At 37.9% G+C, this 18,768-nt stretch carries 1 protein-coding gene; it reads right to left on the reverse strand.

The annotated features are described in order from the left end of the window. Positions 1–91: 91 nt before the first annotated feature. Positions 92–18,205 (reverse strand): LamG-like jellyroll fold domain-containing protein, encoded by an 18,114-nt coding sequence (locus BMF77_RS27490; protein ID WP_148766355.1) that lies wholly within the window; start codon positions 18,203–18,205, stop codon positions 92–94. Positions 18,206–18,768 lie beyond the last annotated feature (563 nt).

Genomic DNA, 18,768 nt, shown 5'->3' on the forward strand with positions numbered 1-18,768 from the left:
GTGACAAAGCGGTTGAAGATGAGATGTGGCAACATTCAGGCTCTATCCCCTATGAAACAAGCTGTTTAGCCACATTGTCACCCGTTAAGTTTTAGATAAAGCTGAAATTAGTAGCAGTCAACCTGGTAGTATCAACTCCGTTCAAGATCGCAATAGTTGTATTGCCTACGATAATACTATTGTCAATTAAAGTCAGGTCATTGAAATCAAAACCAGCGCCTTGACCACGAATACCTAAGACATCAGTACCCATATCGAAGTCAATAATGGTGTTGGTAGTAGCAGGTATATCACCAGTGAGGATATAGAACTTGTCAGCACCAGCACCACCGGAGATTAAGTTACCACCACCCTGTTGAAGGTAGAAAATATCGTTACCTTCACCACCAAGAGCGCGATCGCCTGCACCCAAGAAGAAGGTATCATTTCCTGCGCCACCGGACATCCGATTACCACCTTTGCCATCAATAGCATAGAAGATATCATTGCCAACGTCACCAAAGACGCGATCGCTCTTACTCACATAAATAGTATCTGCTCCACTACCACCAAAGATATTATTATCGCCAACTGGAGACAGACTCACATCTACCTCATCATCTCCAGCACCAGTAAATACTATGTCCTGTTCCCCATCCAAATCTGTGGGGGATATGAGTTTATCATTGCCAGGTGTACCGGAAACTAGGTCTTGAGGTTTAGTGATGGGATCTGATCCTTCCTGGAATTCACCTGCCCGTAATGGTAGAGCAGTTTGTAAGCCAAAATCAGTAGCTAATTCATTTTGTCCACGACGTAAAACATCTGTATCAAAGTGACGTTGGTAGATTTCTCCATAATTACCAACTGCTTTGATCATATTCACAGCCCAATCATTAGCTAGACCAAGCATTTGACCGATATTGCCTTCTAACCCTAAGAATTGACGAATCTCGCTGCTGTCATTATTACTGGGGTTGTTATCGGTATTGCGGGCTAAAATTTCATCAATATTTTGAGAAGTAATTGCATATTCTTGTGCTTGGACTAAACCATGAGTCACCCAACCTACTACATCGCCCCAATCCGATTGATTTTCATCAATTACCATCGCTAGAGGTTGTTTGCTAATGTTGGCATTGAGTAAATGATGGTTATCAGGATCTGGTAGCAAAGGCATTGCTGCATATAACAAGGGAGTATCCAGAGACACCGCATCAACTGTTCCTAGTAAATATGCAGTAGTAAGCTGATTAGCAGTGGTAAATTCGATAATTTCCGCATTAATACCATACTTTTTAAAGATATCGTCAAGATTTTGCCGCGAGTTAGTATTAGCACTGACACCTATTTTCCGACCGTTTAAATCAGGAAGGTTAACAATACCATTATCCTTTCTGGTTAAAACTCCTTGTCCTGTGTAGAAGTATATAGGACTAAAATCTACTCCATATTGGCCATCTCTGACTAAATCATGGGTGACTTGATGGACAGTAATATCAACAACACCATTAGCAACATCTGTGAATCTTTCCAGGTTGTTTAACTGACGAAATTCTACAGCCTGAGTATCACCAAATAAGGCAGAAGCCAGTGCTTTACTTAGATCAATATCAAAACCGACTAAGTTACCATCACCATTAGGGAAGGAAAAACCAGGATTTCCACCATTAGTACCGACAATCAATTTACCGCGTTCTAAAACTTCAGTCAGTACATTCCGGTTACTATTTTCAATTAATTCTAAATCTTGGGATGTGCCGGAGAAAGGAGGAGAATAGATTAAACCCCCTTCTGTCCACAATAAATTGCTTTCTCTTTCTACTTCTGGGAAATGACGCTCGTATATTTCACCATAATTACCTACGTCTTCAATAATCTTAGCCGCAAAGTTATTTGGTAATCCTAATCCCGCGCCTAAATTCCCTTCTATTCCTAAGAAGCGTCGAATACCTGCTTCAGAATCATTATTAGGATTATCATCGGTGTTGAGGGCGATAACTTGAGCGATATTTGCAGAGGTAATCCCAAATTCTTCAGCTTGCATGGGTACATAAGTTACCCAACGAACTACATCCGCCCATTGTGAATCATTTTCCGGCACAATCAAACCGATGGCTTCTTTGGTGGAATTGTGGTCATAGAAATAGGTAGAACTGAAATCAACGTTGTGGGCGAGATCCCCTTCTGCGGTTTTAATAGTATGATTAGCACCAATGTCAACTATCTTATTGCTAACAAGCTCAAAACCACTATTCAAATCTGCATTTACAAATTCAATCTTAGTTGCATCTCCGAAGATGGCAGCAGCTAATATTTTAGTAAATTCTCTGTCAAAATCAGTAGTTTGTGATGAGGTAGCAACTTTCAAATAACCACGGTTGATAATCTCATCATAAATTGTCAAGTTTGGTTTTTCTACCATGTCTACAGTTGCTGAACTATAGACAATTTGACTATGAGCAGATGCTTCGGAAACAACAGCAGTTTGGAAAGTAGGTTCATCTACTAATTGAATAATGTTTGCTAAGTTGGGGAATGTGTTATAGGTTTGTCCATCATTTTGGATTAAGGCAATATCTACTCCGTTAAATTGGAGCGTACCAACCAAGAAACTAAATTGTTCTAAATTATTAACACCAAAACCCGTCTTGGAAATTTGGATAATATCGCCTTGAGTTGGGTCAAAATCAAGAATGAAGTCAATTCCTTGAGTGGGAGTGCTGTAATAGAATACATCTGCACCTTCACCACCATTGAGTAAGTCTGCACCAGCACCCCCTTCTAGGATGTCTTCCCCTGCTCCTCCTAATAACCAGTCGTTATCTGCGTTACCAGCTAAATAGTCGTTACCCGTACCACCTTCTAGGACATCGTTACCTTCGTTACCTTGAAGTTTATCATTTCCGGCATCACCTTGTAGTTGATCATTACCCATACCTCCTACAAGGATGTCATTATTCATGCCTCCGAACAGCTTGTCATCTCCTACACCACCATTGAGTGAGTCTGTACCGGAGCGACCTTCTAATATATCAGCGCCGTCTCCTCCCCAAAGAGTATCATTTCCTGCACCGCCATCTAAAATGTCGTTACCTGCATTTCCGGTGAGTGAGTCGTTACCATTACTACCTTTGAGGATATCGTCTTTGTTTGTGCCGATAATAGTGTCGTTACCTGATGTGCCATTGGACTCTAAACCTTTTTGACTACTATTAACGCTATCTGCTTCATTATCGTTAATAGTAATTAGGGCAGTTTTGGCAATAGGGTCAAGGATGTAACCATTACCAACATATTTGAGGTTAAGAGAGATGGTTTCTTTGGTTTCTTTAAGGTCATCATCAATGGCTGACAGGTTGAGAATAGCCCGGCTTTCTCCACCTTTGATGGTGATTTCTCCAAAGTTTGAGCCTTCAAAATTGTAATCTTGTCCTAATGTTGCTGTCCCGGAGAGGGTGTAAAGAATTTTTAACCCTTGGCTGGGGGCTGCTGCTCCCAGTTCGATAGTAAAATGTCCTGTTCCTTCTACCCCTTCGGTGAGAATATCATTAGTAATTACTTTCACTGTGCGGTTAGTGCTAAAGCTTTGATACTGCACCAAGAAGGTATTGGCATTGAGTAATTTATCTAACTCTGTTTCTGCCTCTTCTGAGGTAATTTCCCCTTTGACCAGTTGTGCAGTTAAGGCAGGTACGGAAGTATAAACTGTCTTTTTGATAGGAGTAATACTAGGGAGAACATCACTTATTGAGCGGTCTAAAGCCTGTTGGCTAATATCCTCAACTAGGTGATTACTGTTAGCTACCAATTTCGCAATTTCGGCTAAGGTTTCCTGGCTAATAGTCGAGTTGGCCAGTTTTGCGTTTAACTTCGTCAAGAGTAATTTAATGTGATCACTATTACTGAGGCTAAAACTCTCAACTGTTTGCTGGACTTCTTTTAAAGCGATAATTACCTGAGTTTCCGCATTTTCTGATTGATAACCCGCGTTTTCTAAGAAGCTGATTCCATTAAGTAACAGATTCGTCACCTTAATATGATCTGTGGCAATCTCAACCCCATTAATGTCATTTTCCCCAATAGCTGCAAAGGGATTATATTTATCAATGTTGACATCAGAGGAAAGATTAAAGATGGTTTTAATGAGATTATTCGCTTCCTCACCTGTTAATCCTTGCTGAATCAGCGTTGATTTTAAGGTGGTTAAAGGTGTCACCATAGCGGAGTCGGCGCTGGCAATTAATTTGGTTTTTACTGTCAAACCAGTGGTGGTATCAATTCCCCCTTCAGCAACGATTTGTCCTTCATCGTTATCAAAAGTGCCGTTACGATTTAGATCATATTCTTCTGGGATTTCTAGGATGTAATTACCATTGCCATCAGTAAAGGTAAAAGGTTCATTTCCTTCAAATTTACTATTAAAATTAGCATCCCAATAGACTAATGAACCAATCTGAGGAGCGTTACCGACTGAACCACGTATACCGTTAGCACCTATGCTAAACTCTGCGATTTTTATTCGTGCTAAGTCTTGGTTAAAAACATTTATCCCTAATGCTTTGACGGTGATATTCAAGAAAGCTGACAAATCTCCGTAAAGTTCAAATAATTCTAAAGGTGTATCAAGACGAGAGATGATTTCTGAACCTCTGACTTTGCCATCGCTGGTGCCAGTTTGTTCCCCTACATCATTTAGATCGAAGCCTACGTAAGCGTCTAAACCACCTTTAACAAAGGCACTCAGTAAGAAAACATCTATACCAGCACCTGCTGCTATCCTTGCCTGCATAGAAAATTCATCTTTGTCTATGCCGTTAGCATTCAAGTCATTGAGATAAAAACCGTCTAGGACTTTGTAAGCATCTTCTAAGCTGAAATCTGATTTTTGCCATTGTTCAATACCATAGGTATCGTATCCCACAGATAAATCAGTTTTGGCAGAGAATGAGCCTTCTAATAGTCCAGAAATAGGTCCAAAGATAGGGAAATTTTGTTGAATATTAAAGTCAAAGGCAAAATCAGGAATGTCATAAGTAACTAAATCAACCCCTGATTCTCCTAACAGAAGACTAATAGCGGTAGTTGGTGATGTGAGGATGGGAAAATCTAATCCTTCTAAACCTTTTAGTTTACTAATTAAACTACCTTTTGAAGAGTTATTAGCTTGGCTTTCTGTATCTGTTTTTAGCTTACTCGTTGTTTTAGCACTATTTTGACTACTACCAGCAGTGCTACCAGGTTTTACACTAGCAGCAGCATCAGCTTCGTCTTTACTAGCGGCTTTGAAGTCATCTAAGGAGTAACTACCAAAATTAATTGCAATTGTGTCTACACCAGTTGTAACATAATCTGATCCCCTTAAAGCAGTGTTATAGATATCATTAATATCTAACGTATTACCTACAAGAGTTGAGTTCTTTTCTTCGCTATTGCCAAAATCTTGTGAGAATGAAGAAAGGTTTGTTAACTGAGTATAGAGTTGAGTAGCATAGCTATGGTTATCTAGGAAATTAAACGCACCAGGTTGAGTCAAATCTGACCAATTTACGAATAGGTCTAAATCTGCGAGATTACCATCAAAACCCAAGGTATTACTGGTATGCAAAGCAACTACTCTATCACCATCGGAATCATCCAGGCGGTTTGTTAAGAGATCAAGATTATTAGATGTATCATTACTAAGAGTTGCCGGGTTGAAATCAGACTCAAATAGTGGACCAGCCGGATCTAATCCCACAATACTATTAATAGACTTACCAGTTAAAGTCTTATAACTTTCTCCGGCATTACCCATTACATGAGCGCCTAAGCTATGACCAATTAGTTGCGTTTTGCTGGGATTTATATTTCCTGCTTGTAAAAATTTAGCCAGTTCCTCACCTATTTCATCTACTTTGTTGGCGTTTGTTTGATATTCTAAAGGACTTCCACTTGCTTCTGTACTCCAATCCCATAAAACTACATTTACACCTTGATTCAACGATTTAAAGTAGTTATGAATGGCACTACCTAAATCTCGGAATTGGGGGTTTTGTCCAAAAACACTGGATTGAAAACCATGAGTAATGACAAAGGTAAAATTGTTTGGATTAAAGTCATTAACTAAAGTTGATAATGTTTCGTTATTTAACAATAACTTGGCTTCAGTTTTGTACTGAGAATCAAAGTCAGTAGTAAAAAGATTTGTAGCAGGTGTACCTGGAGCAGAAGTTGTATTTGGACTACCGCCAGGAACACTGGAAGATGCAATCTGATTAATAGTGATAGTGTTCGTTGTGGTTGATGTAGTAGAATCCTTGAGCAAATCTACTATTTCCGAAATCTTGGTAACGGTTTCAGCAAATTTAATAGCTTTGTCAATTCTTGGATCTCCTGAGTTTAATTTTTTGGCAATTTCTAGAATAGAAACTCCGGGTTTTCCGTCTGTATCAAAGGTACTTTCGAGTCCGATATAACCAAAGATTTTCGTATCAGCATTGAGAACTTGAATGATTGGCTTAATTGGAGTAATAATTTTATCAGCAGTACCTATTACAGGTTTAACAACATCACTAATAAATCCTCCCAAGTCAACGGTAATATTATTGAAGTCAACGCTTAAGCCATTACTTCCAGCTTCGTCTTGATTCCCGTAGTTAAATAGGGGTAAATTAACGGCTAAGTCAACACTAACGGAGGGGAAGTTGGTATTATTATTAATGCTAGTTTTGGCGTTTAATCCTAGATTGGCTTCTCCAGCAAATTGATAGTTGAAGAGGTCTGAGAAGCTAATTTCTGGGTCTTTTTTGAAATTGACAAGTTCGGTAATAGTGAGACGTGAACCATCATCCAATACTGTCACGATATTAGGTTTATCGGTGACTTTAGCATCTCCTGTATCGAAGGAGTTATTATTATTGAAGTCATAGTAGCTAAATTCTATGCCCCCACTACTTGGGATACTCTTCTTTGTGAAAACATTGTTAGGTTGGGAGGTTGGTTCGCTAGTATTTTCTTCTCCGTCTGGGTCGAGATCAACAAAGCGTACACCATCTTTAATAATCACTAATGGTTCACCATTGAGAGCTTTTACTTTATCTCCATTGATATCTACAAAAGTCTCTCCAAGCTGGTTTGTAAAAATATAGTTTTCATCTATACTTAATGGCTCATTTTTTGAACTAGCTTGTGGTTCACCCCCCTCTAATAATCCGTTATTATTCAAATCTAAGAAGCGATAACCATTCTTATTGATACTGTTATTAATGAGAACTTTGAATTCGTTTTTGGTTATTATTTGATTAGTTTTTAGATTAACTGTAGAAAAGCTTTCCTGATATTTTCCATCGCCATTTACGTCAAGGAAAGTAACACCGTTACTATCAGTAACAATAGCATCTTCACTGATAGTTAACTGCTCAAAGCTGGAGTTAACATACTTTTCACCTGCATCAAGTTTACCATTATTATTGGCATCAAGAAAAGCAATTCCCGTACCTTGAACAAACTTACCTTCTCCTTCGATGTGTCTGTCTGCATCTAATTTGAAGTTATTGTTTTTATCAAGTTGCTTTTTCTGTTTCTCAGTGAGTTTTTCACTATCTTCTAGAACATTATTACCATTGTCATCAAAGTAGTAGGTAACTATTCCGTTAACTTTCTTCTGTTCAATGCGAAATTCTTTGATATTTCCACTAGTATCGAACCATTTACCTGTTCCAGAGACAACAAATAATTCTTTTCCTTCATCAAATGAAGCATTGCGATCGCTATCAAAATAATAGATCGTCAAGCCATCTTTGACAGATTTACGATAAATACCTTCTTGCTTGATATATTGTTCTTCTTCAAAGGTATTTCTTACGTTAAACTCATTCCAATTAACTCTTTTGGCCTCTTCGGACGCTTCACTAACTTTAGGAAAGTCTGCCGCAATTCCCTTGTCATTGATATTAGCAAAAGGTTCTTGAATACTATAAGTTGTGGTTTTAAAGCTCCCATCGGTGTTTTTATCAGCCTTTCCGTCTTTATTTTCATCTATTTTAATGGGATAGTTGAAGGTGTTAGCATCTAACTGTCCATTACCATTGACATCAAAGAATTGAACTCCCTTATAATTATCTAAATCATTTAAACTAGCTTCAAAGCTAACTTGCAGTTTGCTGGGGTTGTTAGCATCGTCGGCGAAATCTAGTTTCAAGAAACCTAAGCTACCTTGTCCTTTAAATTGATCTAAATCAACGGTAACATCTGTTTTAAACCCTGTTTTGTCTGTATCAATATAGAAACCAAAATCGTCATGCAAACCAAAACCGAGAGAGAAATTGTAGTTAAAGTTAGCTTGCAAATCCCCTTCTGTTGTTAAGCCAACGCCTAATGCTGGTATCCCCAAATCTGTAGAGAGAGGTAGCTTAAAGAGTTCATAATTTTTCTTTATGTCTAACAGAACAGAGATTTCATTGTTAGTTGCTTCTGTTTCAACTGTGAAAGCATCTTTGCCAAATATTTTGCTGAGAACATTTTCGATGATTTCTTTTAGTTTTGAAGCGGTGAGATTTTCGGTTGAACTAATCACATTGACTAAATCTTGACTAAAAGCCGCAATGGGATCTGGTGCAACTCCATCCAAGCTACCAATTAAGGGTAAGCTCAGATTATCCATGCTATCTTGTAGTGTTTTTAAACCTTGTCCCAAAGTGTTGGCGGTTTGTTTGGAGTCAATAATCCGGTCTACTACATGAATGGTTTGGTCAGGGACAAATATCCCATCATAATTTTTATCATCACTGGTGACTGTATATTTAATGGAATCAGCGTGATAAATTCCGGGTTCGGTAACATCGTCACTACTACCCTTGATGGTAACGGTTTGTAGCTTGTACCAGTCTGTAGGGTTGATAGTTAGAGTCGTGGTTTGTTTTTGTACTTTTTCAGTAGTACGTGTTATGGGAATATTGATCTCTGTTCCTGATGTTGCACCTTTATCTTTGATAACTGCCTTGATAGCATAGTTACCATTTACATCTTTATTAAGATTTGATATGACAACTTGTTGAAATTCTTGCCAATTACCATCAATATTACCTTGTTGAATTCCATCCCATTCTTCTGCTGTGAAGGTGACTTGTTTTGTGTTGGCTAAATCCTTGGTGGTATCATTAGCATCATATAACTCAACAATCTGGTCTTTTGTTGGTTTCTGAGGTAGTTTAATTTCAAAGGCGACTGTATCCCCTTGATCTGTGAAAACTAGGCTTTTGAGTTCAACATTAAGATTGGAAATACCTGTTGTGTTAAATTTATAAACATTTTTGTCAACCTGAACCGTCGTAGGATTGATGGGATTGGCAAATTCAATTTCTGCACCTGGAGTTAGGGTGATTTTAACCTCTGTATCTTTAGCAGGTTCGCTGAGGAGGGAAACTTCAAATGTAGCGGTTTCTTTTTCTCTGACGACAGTATGATTACCTACTTCTACAATACGAATTCCGGGTACATCATCGTCAACAATACTGAGGGTGGCTTTTGATGTATTTCCATCGGGATCTAATTTGTCATTAAGATTAGTATCTTCACTTAAATCTAATTTACCGTTATTATTCTTGTCTTCGCCTGAATCTAATTTGCCATTAAGATTAGTATCTTCACTTAAATCTAATTTGCCATTAAGATTAACATCTTCACCTCCTAAAGTATAGGTTGGATTAGATATGTTTACATCTGGCAGTAATTCAACAACGATGGTTTCTCCAGTAATTTTGGCTTTAGTTGCTGCATTAATACGGCTAACATCTTGATTATCAACCTTAACAAGTAGAGTACCTTTTGTACCTTGCCAAGATACACCATTTTGAAGTGTTCCGTTTAACTTGTTAACACTACTATCAATTAGGTTAATTCCCGTACTTTCATTAGCTTGATAGTAAGCAATTAAACCAGTTTTACTACTATTGAGAGGCTTATTTAGGTTATCTTTGATCTCTTGTTCGGTACGTGCTAGATTCCAAATCCGAACTTCATCTATTTGACCGTTGAATGGTTGCTTATTGACTTGATCCCAGACTTCGGCTCCTATTTTAAATGGATCTGCCGATGTTCCATAATTTGTGGTAGGAGAACCACCTTTTTTAACTTCTACTCCATCCAGATAAAGGATTACATTTTGTCCATTACCAACGACAGCTACGTGATGCCATTCATTAAGAGGATAAGTCGTATCGGCACTGAATAAGTACCCACCTCCTTTTTGTGTCCATACTGAAAGTTTTTGAGACGAGAAGCCAAATTCAATGACATCATTTTGTCCAAATAAACTAACTGATTCCCCTTCTCTGAGTGAATTAGCTTTTACCCAACCTTCCATAGTGAAGGACGAGAGATTATTCATTAAACTCTGAGTCGTAGCAACATAATCATCTTTACCATCAAAGTTCAAGAAAGTATCGGTAAAAGTTGCTTTTCCTTCCAATGTCCCAATTATTCCATTGTCAAACTTTAATAGACTACCTTTCGGGATTTCATATTGAGTATCAAAAGGAGTTTCTGTTTCAAAATTGAATCGTAATGTAGTTTTTCCATTAGCAGAAGTAGAAACAAACGTAGTATCTCGGCTAATAGTTTTCAGATTTAAGTCTTCTACCAACTTGTCATCAACAGGAGAAACAATAATATTTGCTTGAATTTCTCCTGGGGCAATTCTAACAGTGCCTTGTGTTTGGTTATTTTGGATTCGGTAATCTCCGAAGTCAAGTTTGTTATTACTATTAAAATCTTCTCCGGCATCTAAGATGCCATTATTATTAATGTCCTCAAATAAAGTTGCACTACCACCAACAACTTTATAACCAACCACAATCCCATTACCATCAAGGGGTGCAGGGGCATTCAACTGAACTGTAAAGTAACTGGGTTGACCAAATACTTCAGAAGCAGTGGGTCCAGCAATGATTTTGGCTGTGGGTAAATCATTGTCTTTAATGGTTACATCTAGTGCGGTTAGGACTTTACCATCGGTTGTGACAATAGGTGCAGTACGATATTGATAATCTGCATCACCAATAATGAGTTTGTAATCATTACTGGTAGTGCTATCTTTTCCTGAGACTTTGAGTAAGTATTCTCCTGCTGCTAGTCCATTTAATTCAATTCGTTCTTTATCTGTAGTGGTGGAAAGAGAAGTTTTAACTGCTGTAGCTGAATTAGAGATTTGATACAATTCCAGATTGAGATCGCCCTTGGCATTAGCAAACTGAATTTCTACAAAATCCTTAGCAGTGCCTTGAGTGGGAAGGGTAAACTTATACCAGTCTATATCAGTAGATATTGAATCTATAGATAAACCAGTACCTTCAACTCCTCCGGTAGATGTTGAATCTATAGATAAACCAGTACGTTCAACTCCTCCGGTAATTTTTCCTAAATCAAGTGCTTTTTCTGGTGTGTTATTCTGCCATTTTGATTCAAAGTCTTTAACATTGCCAGTTTCTACCTTAAACTCAATTTGGCTAGTTTGGAAATATTCAACCACTGAATCATCTACGGCTGTCACTCGCACTGTTTGTGTTTGATTCCAGTTGCTTGCATTAAAGGTGAGGGTAAGGGGTTCGCCAATATCTTCATTATTTAGTTGAAACTGGTCAACTTTGGGAGTCATGATGACCCGGATTTCACCCACTGGCTGACTATTTAGCTTGACAGAATAGACATTTTGTCTTCCTTCTATTACTTGTCCGGGGGGTGTGATGATAATTTTTGCTGTATCGCTATCTTCTGTGTTGGTGAGGGGGATAGGAGCGATCGCTAGTTTATTGTAGTTAGGATCTTCACTGGTGACAGTGGTAATAATATTGTATGGGACAGTCCCATCAGCGATCGCATCGTTAATTCCCACTACTTGGAAAGTTTGGGGAGTATTCCAATTAGTTGCGTTAAAATTGAGACCGATAAAGTCAGAAGGCTCAGAATAGGTTTTAGTCCAAGATGTCCCACCTTGTAATATTCCATTGGATTTATTAACTGTACTATCTATTAGGGTTGTCCCAGCCCCTTCATTTGCTTTGTAATAATCAACTAAACCAGTTTCATTGCCGTTGAGAGCCTGATTTTGGTTGACTTGGATGTCTTGTTGGCTACGTGCTACATTCCAAATACGAACTTCATCAATTTGACCCTTAAATAAAGCATCCTGTGACCAATTACTTCTGCCGATATATTGATTAGTTCTAGAGACATTTAATGGTACGTTTTGCCCTGTTCCTGATGCTTTTAATTCTCCATTCCAGTAGATGTAAGCGTTACCCTTACCATCATTTACTGCCGTCACATGAACCCATTGTTTATCAGGGAAGACTTCACTGGTTGTTATAAATTTTGCTGTACTACCGTTAAAAATATGAAAGGTCATTTTCCCTGTCGTACCTTCCCATGCCAATATGATATTATTATTAGCTGGACCATTACCAAAGTCTATGATGCGTTGCCAGTTACGTTTAGCATCATCTACATATACCCAGGCTTCAACTGTTATTGCTCCACTTAAGCTACTGGCAGGTAAAGAAACAAAATCATCTACTCCATCAAAGCATAAGGCAGTAGGAGCATTAAGTTTCCCTTCACTACTATCATTACTGCTGATATAAACCGTAACAGGTTGTGTCGGTTGACTGTTGAGTTTAACAGTATAAGTTAAGAATCCACCATTTTCAGAAGTGGAAGTTGCTGTTTGGCTGGGTGTAATTGTTAATCCGGCTGTGTCATTATCTTGAACCGTCAAATTAGCAACGAATTTATTAGTAGCACTATCATCAACTTGATAATTTGTGCCAGCTTTTAAAACGATTTTTACGCTTTCATCGGTTTCATCAACTTTGTCATCTATGGTATTAACCATGATGGTTGCACTACTCTGACCTTGGGCAATATTAACAGCCTGGAATTGGTAATAATTTGTTTTAGTTGTGCTATTTGTAACGACTAAATCTAAATCTCCATCTCCATCTAAATCTTTGTATTCTTTAGTTCCAGTCAAACTATTAACATCTGTAGGAGTCAGTTCAACACCATTTGTTGTTTCTTTCAAATAGACTTGATTCGCTGCTGGTACAGTATAATCTTCACCATATTTAAAATCTTTTCCATCTACTGAATAGAAAATTAAATTTCCACCAGTACCAGCAGTCTGACTCAAATTAACAGTTATATTGATTTGATTTCCTTCAGTAAATTGTGTTGCGGTTAAAGCACCAAGGCTTACTTTTGGACCTGTACTACTGTTAGTAATGCTCGTTTTGATAATATTATCATCGTCATCTAAATTGGTGATGGCGATAGATGTGGATACATTATTGTATTGAGCATCGGTACTGGTTGCTTTAGCTGTAACTGTATATTTAATGTCGCCATCTACCAAAGTATCATCTAAACCTGTGATTGTGACACTTTGATATTGATCCCAGTTAGCGATCGTAAAAGTGAGGGAAGATTTAGAGAATGTTGCTTCTGTACTATCAATATTATTAAATGTGATAGTTACATCTGCTGTGGGTTTAGATGAAAGACGAATACCAAAGGTATCTTTATTGTCATTTTTCGGTAAGGAAACATCAACAGTGCCATCAGATTTGACGGTGACAGTACCAAGATTTACACTTCCCTGTGCATTACTTGATTCTTTTAGAATTGCTTTTAAGGTGGAATTTGTAGAAATCCCAGAAATGCTTACCTTGCCCAAATCTATAACTGTCTGGGTAAGGGTAATTTCTTTAACTAGGTTGCCAGTTTGTTGATCGAAAAGCTGGAGAATATCACCACTTCGGGGATAGGGTTCAGAAGTTATTAGGGAGTCAAAATTTCCTGTATAGGTGGTAGCAGTATCAGAAACAAGAGCATCGGAGAGTGTGATCCCTGCCTTATCATCATCAATAATGTTCAGGGTGGCTGTTGTTTGACTACCTAATGTGTAACCTGTTGCTGAGTTTAGTAGTGTAATGGTAACTTGTTCATTACCTTCAGCGATATCATCATTTATGGGATAGATAGAGATAATTGCACTAGTTTCTCCAGGAGCAATGTTAATGGCATTTATAGAAGTATAATCTGTCCCGGCGATCGCACTTCCTGTTAATTGATACTGAACACTCAAACCAGCAGCCGGAGCAGGCGCACTTAAATTAATAACAAATTGCCCTGGTTGAATATCACCTTCATTAACATCATTTAACTTGCTAATAGTTACCACTGGGGTGACAGCTATAGTATCAGTGGTGCTTCCTTCTGTGATTCGTACTTTGTCAGATGGAATATTTGTGAAGGGGAATCCATATTCATCAAGGAGAATAACTCCTTTTTGATATGCCTGATTATCTTTGATAGCGATAGTAGCTGTACTATTAGTACCTACCTTATAGTTATAGCCAATGACATCACGTTCAGTTTGAGAAAGAGAGCCATTATTATTAAATTCTGTAAGAAAAAGATTTTTGGTAGGGATAATCTCCTTTGAACCTGCGGGTGGCTGCCAGAATAGTTGGATAATCGCACCTCCACCACCTTGGTAGTATTCTAGCTTGATATCGTATACTTTCCCTTGTTCAAGATCAATGCTACCGCTATTTTCTGTGGCTGGATGATCAGTCCAGTTATTAATAATTTGCACTCCATTGACCCACATCCGTACACCGTCATCTGAATTGGTGTAGAAGGTATATTTTCCTCCTACCGTTGGCGCTAACTTACCCGTCCAACGAACGCTGACGTTATTAGTATTGACCCCAGGGTAGGGAGAACCATTATCCAAACGTAAGTTTACCTGAGATTCAATACGGGAAACTGGTGTACCTGTAAAATTTGTACTGTTATAGTATTCGGCTAATAATCCATTTGGACCAAAATTAGGATTATTCTCAAAGCTAGGTGCATACTCGATAGGTGCTGTAAGAAGATTATTAGAAGGGATAATCTGCTTTGAACCGTTGGGTGGTTGCCATAATAATTGGATGGTGGCACCTCCACCACCCTCGTAGTATTCTAACTTGATGTCGTATAGTTTTCCTTGTTCAAGACTAATGCTACCGTTATTTTCTGTGGCTGGATGATCAGTCCAGTTATTAATAATTAGCTGTCCATTGACCCACAGCCGTACCCCGTCATCTGAATTGGTGTAGAAGGTATATGTTCCTGTGACCGCTGGTGCTAACAAACCTGTCCAACGAACGCTAAAGTTATCAGCATTGACAACACCCACAGCAGGAGAATTTACAGCAGGAGAACCATAATCCAAAGAGAAGTTTACCTGAGAATCAATACGGGATAAAACTTTTGTACCTGTTAGATCTTTGGTGTTATAGTATTCGCCTAATAATCCATTTTGACCAAGTGTATAATTCCCATCATTATTGGCATCGAAAATATCAAAATTAGTCGGACGCAAGGTGATAGTTACATTTTCATCCCCCTCAACTACCGCATCGGATAAAGCACTAACATAGATACGAGCTGATGTTTTTTCTTTAGGAATAATAATCCCATTTCTTTCTGTTTTAATATCAGTAGAAACTCGACGAGTACGAGAGTTAAAATAGTCTATGTTTTGAGTTGCAGTACCAGCCGAAATATCATACTCTACCCATAATCCTTGGGGACCCTCAAAGGGCTTGTCTAATTTAACTTCTACATAACCAATTTGAGGGGCAGGATTATTTAGATAATTAGATGAGTCTAAATTAGGAGTACCTCCAAATAATTGGAATTCTGCTAATTGGGTAGCACTATCACCATTGTTAGCAGTAATATTCAGGCGATAATAACTATAACTTGTGCTATTACTAAGGGTGAAACTGCGAGTTTCGAATCTACTACTAAAAGTTTCGTTATTACGAGTATCTAAATTTGTCCAATTACTTCCATTATTTGACCCTTGTAAAATCCAGTTTTTGGGATCTCTTGTTGGAACATCATTAGCCGAAGTAATTTTATATTGAGTAACTACATAGGATTGATTGTTATTAAACTGATACTGTAGCCATCCATTATTAGCAGAAACTAACCATTTAGTATTAGTTAGATCGTCAAAAGCTTGCGCTTTTCCCTCATTAGGGACATTCTCACCAGATGCTGTAATAGTTCCTGCTAGATTAGTAACATCGCCAAGGTAAATTAACCCTTGATTATTAGTTGTAGCATCATTTAAGTTACCTTCAAATTGCCAGTAACCAATTAATCCCTGTTCACTGCCTTTGAGGGGATTTAACATATAACTTTGAATTTCAGTCTGAGTGCGTGCTACATTCCAAAGCCGCACTTCATCAATAGCTCCAACAAAGTTATCATTACTAGAGACGTTACCAATGGTTAACTGTTTAGTTGCAGAAATATTTGTGCCTGTAAAGGTTGTATCTTTAACAAGTTCAACTCCATTCACATAAAGTTTATATTCTTTACCATCAAAGGTGGTGGCTACATGATTCCAACTACTAGGATTAAGAGCATTAGTAACAAAAAAAGTTTTAGTACCAATACCTACTTTGATGGTGGTTTTGTTTTCAACCCAAATACTAGGATAATTGTCAGAGCCTAAAATTCCTCGTTGAGTATCATCAGTTAAGTTGGCAAAAATCCAAGCCTCTTGGGTAAATTGACCTGTTTGGGTGAGGTTGAGACTATTATTACTGGGAATTGTGACAGAATTACTACCGTTGAGGTTTAATGCTGCTCCTAAACCTTCAATGGTGCTACCAAAACCAAAACCTTCGGTGGGGTTAACAACTTTTCCTAATGTTACGGTGGGTTCATTGTCAATAATGTTAACTGTAGCTGTTGCTTTAGTAGTATCAACTCCATAACCATCATTTAGCTTATTAGTTCCGCTAGTAGATAAATCTTTTTGATTATCCAGTAAGGTAATAGTTACAGTTTCGTTTCCTTCCCAAACTTCATCATTAACTCGCTCTACGGTGATTTTTATCTTGTTAATCTCGTTAATATTGATCTTTGTATCAGATGGGATATTCTGAATGCTATAAACGCCATTAGTATTAATATCGCTAGGACTTAAAGTTCCTTTAAACGTATCAATTTTTCCTGATGAGTTATATCCTTGATATGTGAGTTTATAATCAGACCCTTTTTTGGTAGCAACATATTCGCCCCATTTTGCAGTGCCTTCAACCTTAAAATAAAGGTTAAAGGTTTGAGGTGGAGTTTTATCTAACTTAATAGTAAACTCGCCATTGCCATTACCTTCACTTAAGTCAAGATTTTTTACAATGCTGATTAAAGGTTCATTGTCGGTGATGGTTAGTGTACGAGAAGAAAGGTTAGGATCTAGCTTAACGTTGTAGGTTGTAGTGGAGCTTTGCTTTAGATTAAAGGTTAAGGTTCGGTTAAAATCATATATTTGATCATCATCTGGTATTGGTAAAGTCAGAATATTTTCCTGACTCGTTTTCAGTATAAATGTGCCTGCTGTTGATACATTAGTGTTACTAACATAGTAATCGTACTTTACCTCAATTCCAGTTGTTGGAATTGGAATAATGCCAAAAGGTGAGAGGATCTCGTATGCAAACGTAATCTTAGCTTCATATTTTCCGGAGGCACTAGCGCTAGCACTAATATCACTGATATAAACCTTAACATCGAGGACATTGAGGACATTGAGGACTGGAGTACGAAGCTCAATCTCCACAACCTGACCATTCAACGTCACCGTCGCCGTATCATCCTCAGCTCGCAAAACTGCTAACTCTGACGCACTAATAATCTCCTCTTGCACCAACCTCGCAAAAATATCACCCTCATCCCCTGCTGCATCTGTTGTATTAATCCGTGCATCAACAGAATGCCCAATTTCCTCCAATAATACAGCCACAACAGCATCGAGATTCTCAGCATTTTGATGAATAAACTCAGCAGCTAAATAAATCTTACCTGTGGTAATAGAAAAAGCCCCATTTGCACCATTAATATCATGACTATTTACAACCTCAATAGTAGGAACAGCACTAAAATCATCTTCAGCAAAAGCATTAAATAATTGATTAGCAACTTCCCTATCAAAATCATTACCAAAAGCAGTTTCTAACTTCTGGGTGTACTCTGCATCAAATCGGAACTGACTGAGATATTGATATGTATTCTGTAATACTTGCTCTACGATGCTATCTAAATTAGTCAATAAATGAGAATTGTGTGTTTTTCCAAAAGAACGAACTTTAGAATTGTTGAGTATAGTTTTAAAGTTTGTCATGACCGACTCCTTAAATTAAAATTATGGTGTTCTGATGGATAAGCAAAAGCCAAACAAAATCTGTATCCTGGAAGCAGGTTTAATTCCTACCCATGAACCAGAGATATTGCTTAAGTGATGTTTCTGAACCGTGCTACGTAAAAATTCTTCTTGTTAAATATCCTATTCCCCTGGTAAGTGACTTCCGTAGTGAGAAATAGTGACTTAATGGTGACTTTTGAGTGACTTTGATAAATCAGAGGTTTTATGTTTAATTGTGACAGGCTACTTATTAGACATCAACCGAATTTAAATATGCGTTTTCCAGAACCCTTGTAGAGAAGTAACCTGGGTAGAGATTCTCGTCCCTACAATCTTTTTCACCAGAGGTCTATTGAATATTTCAGGTATTTCTCCATAACCCGGATTTGTTTTTTAGGATACGGATAGTTAAATTAAGTGTAGAATAAACGCCTTGAAACGTTTTTGTCATCTATCTAAAGATAGATATACAGCACTTCCCGGTGTTATGAGGTACATATCTAGCGGGCAAGACTTGTACTGAGCTTGTCGATAGCGCAGCG

It is taken from the genome of Dolichospermum sp. UHCC 0315A, from assembly GCF_008121535.1.
Taxonomy (GTDB): Bacteria; Cyanobacteriota; Cyanobacteriia; order Cyanobacteriales; family Nostocaceae; genus Dolichospermum; species Dolichospermum lemmermannii.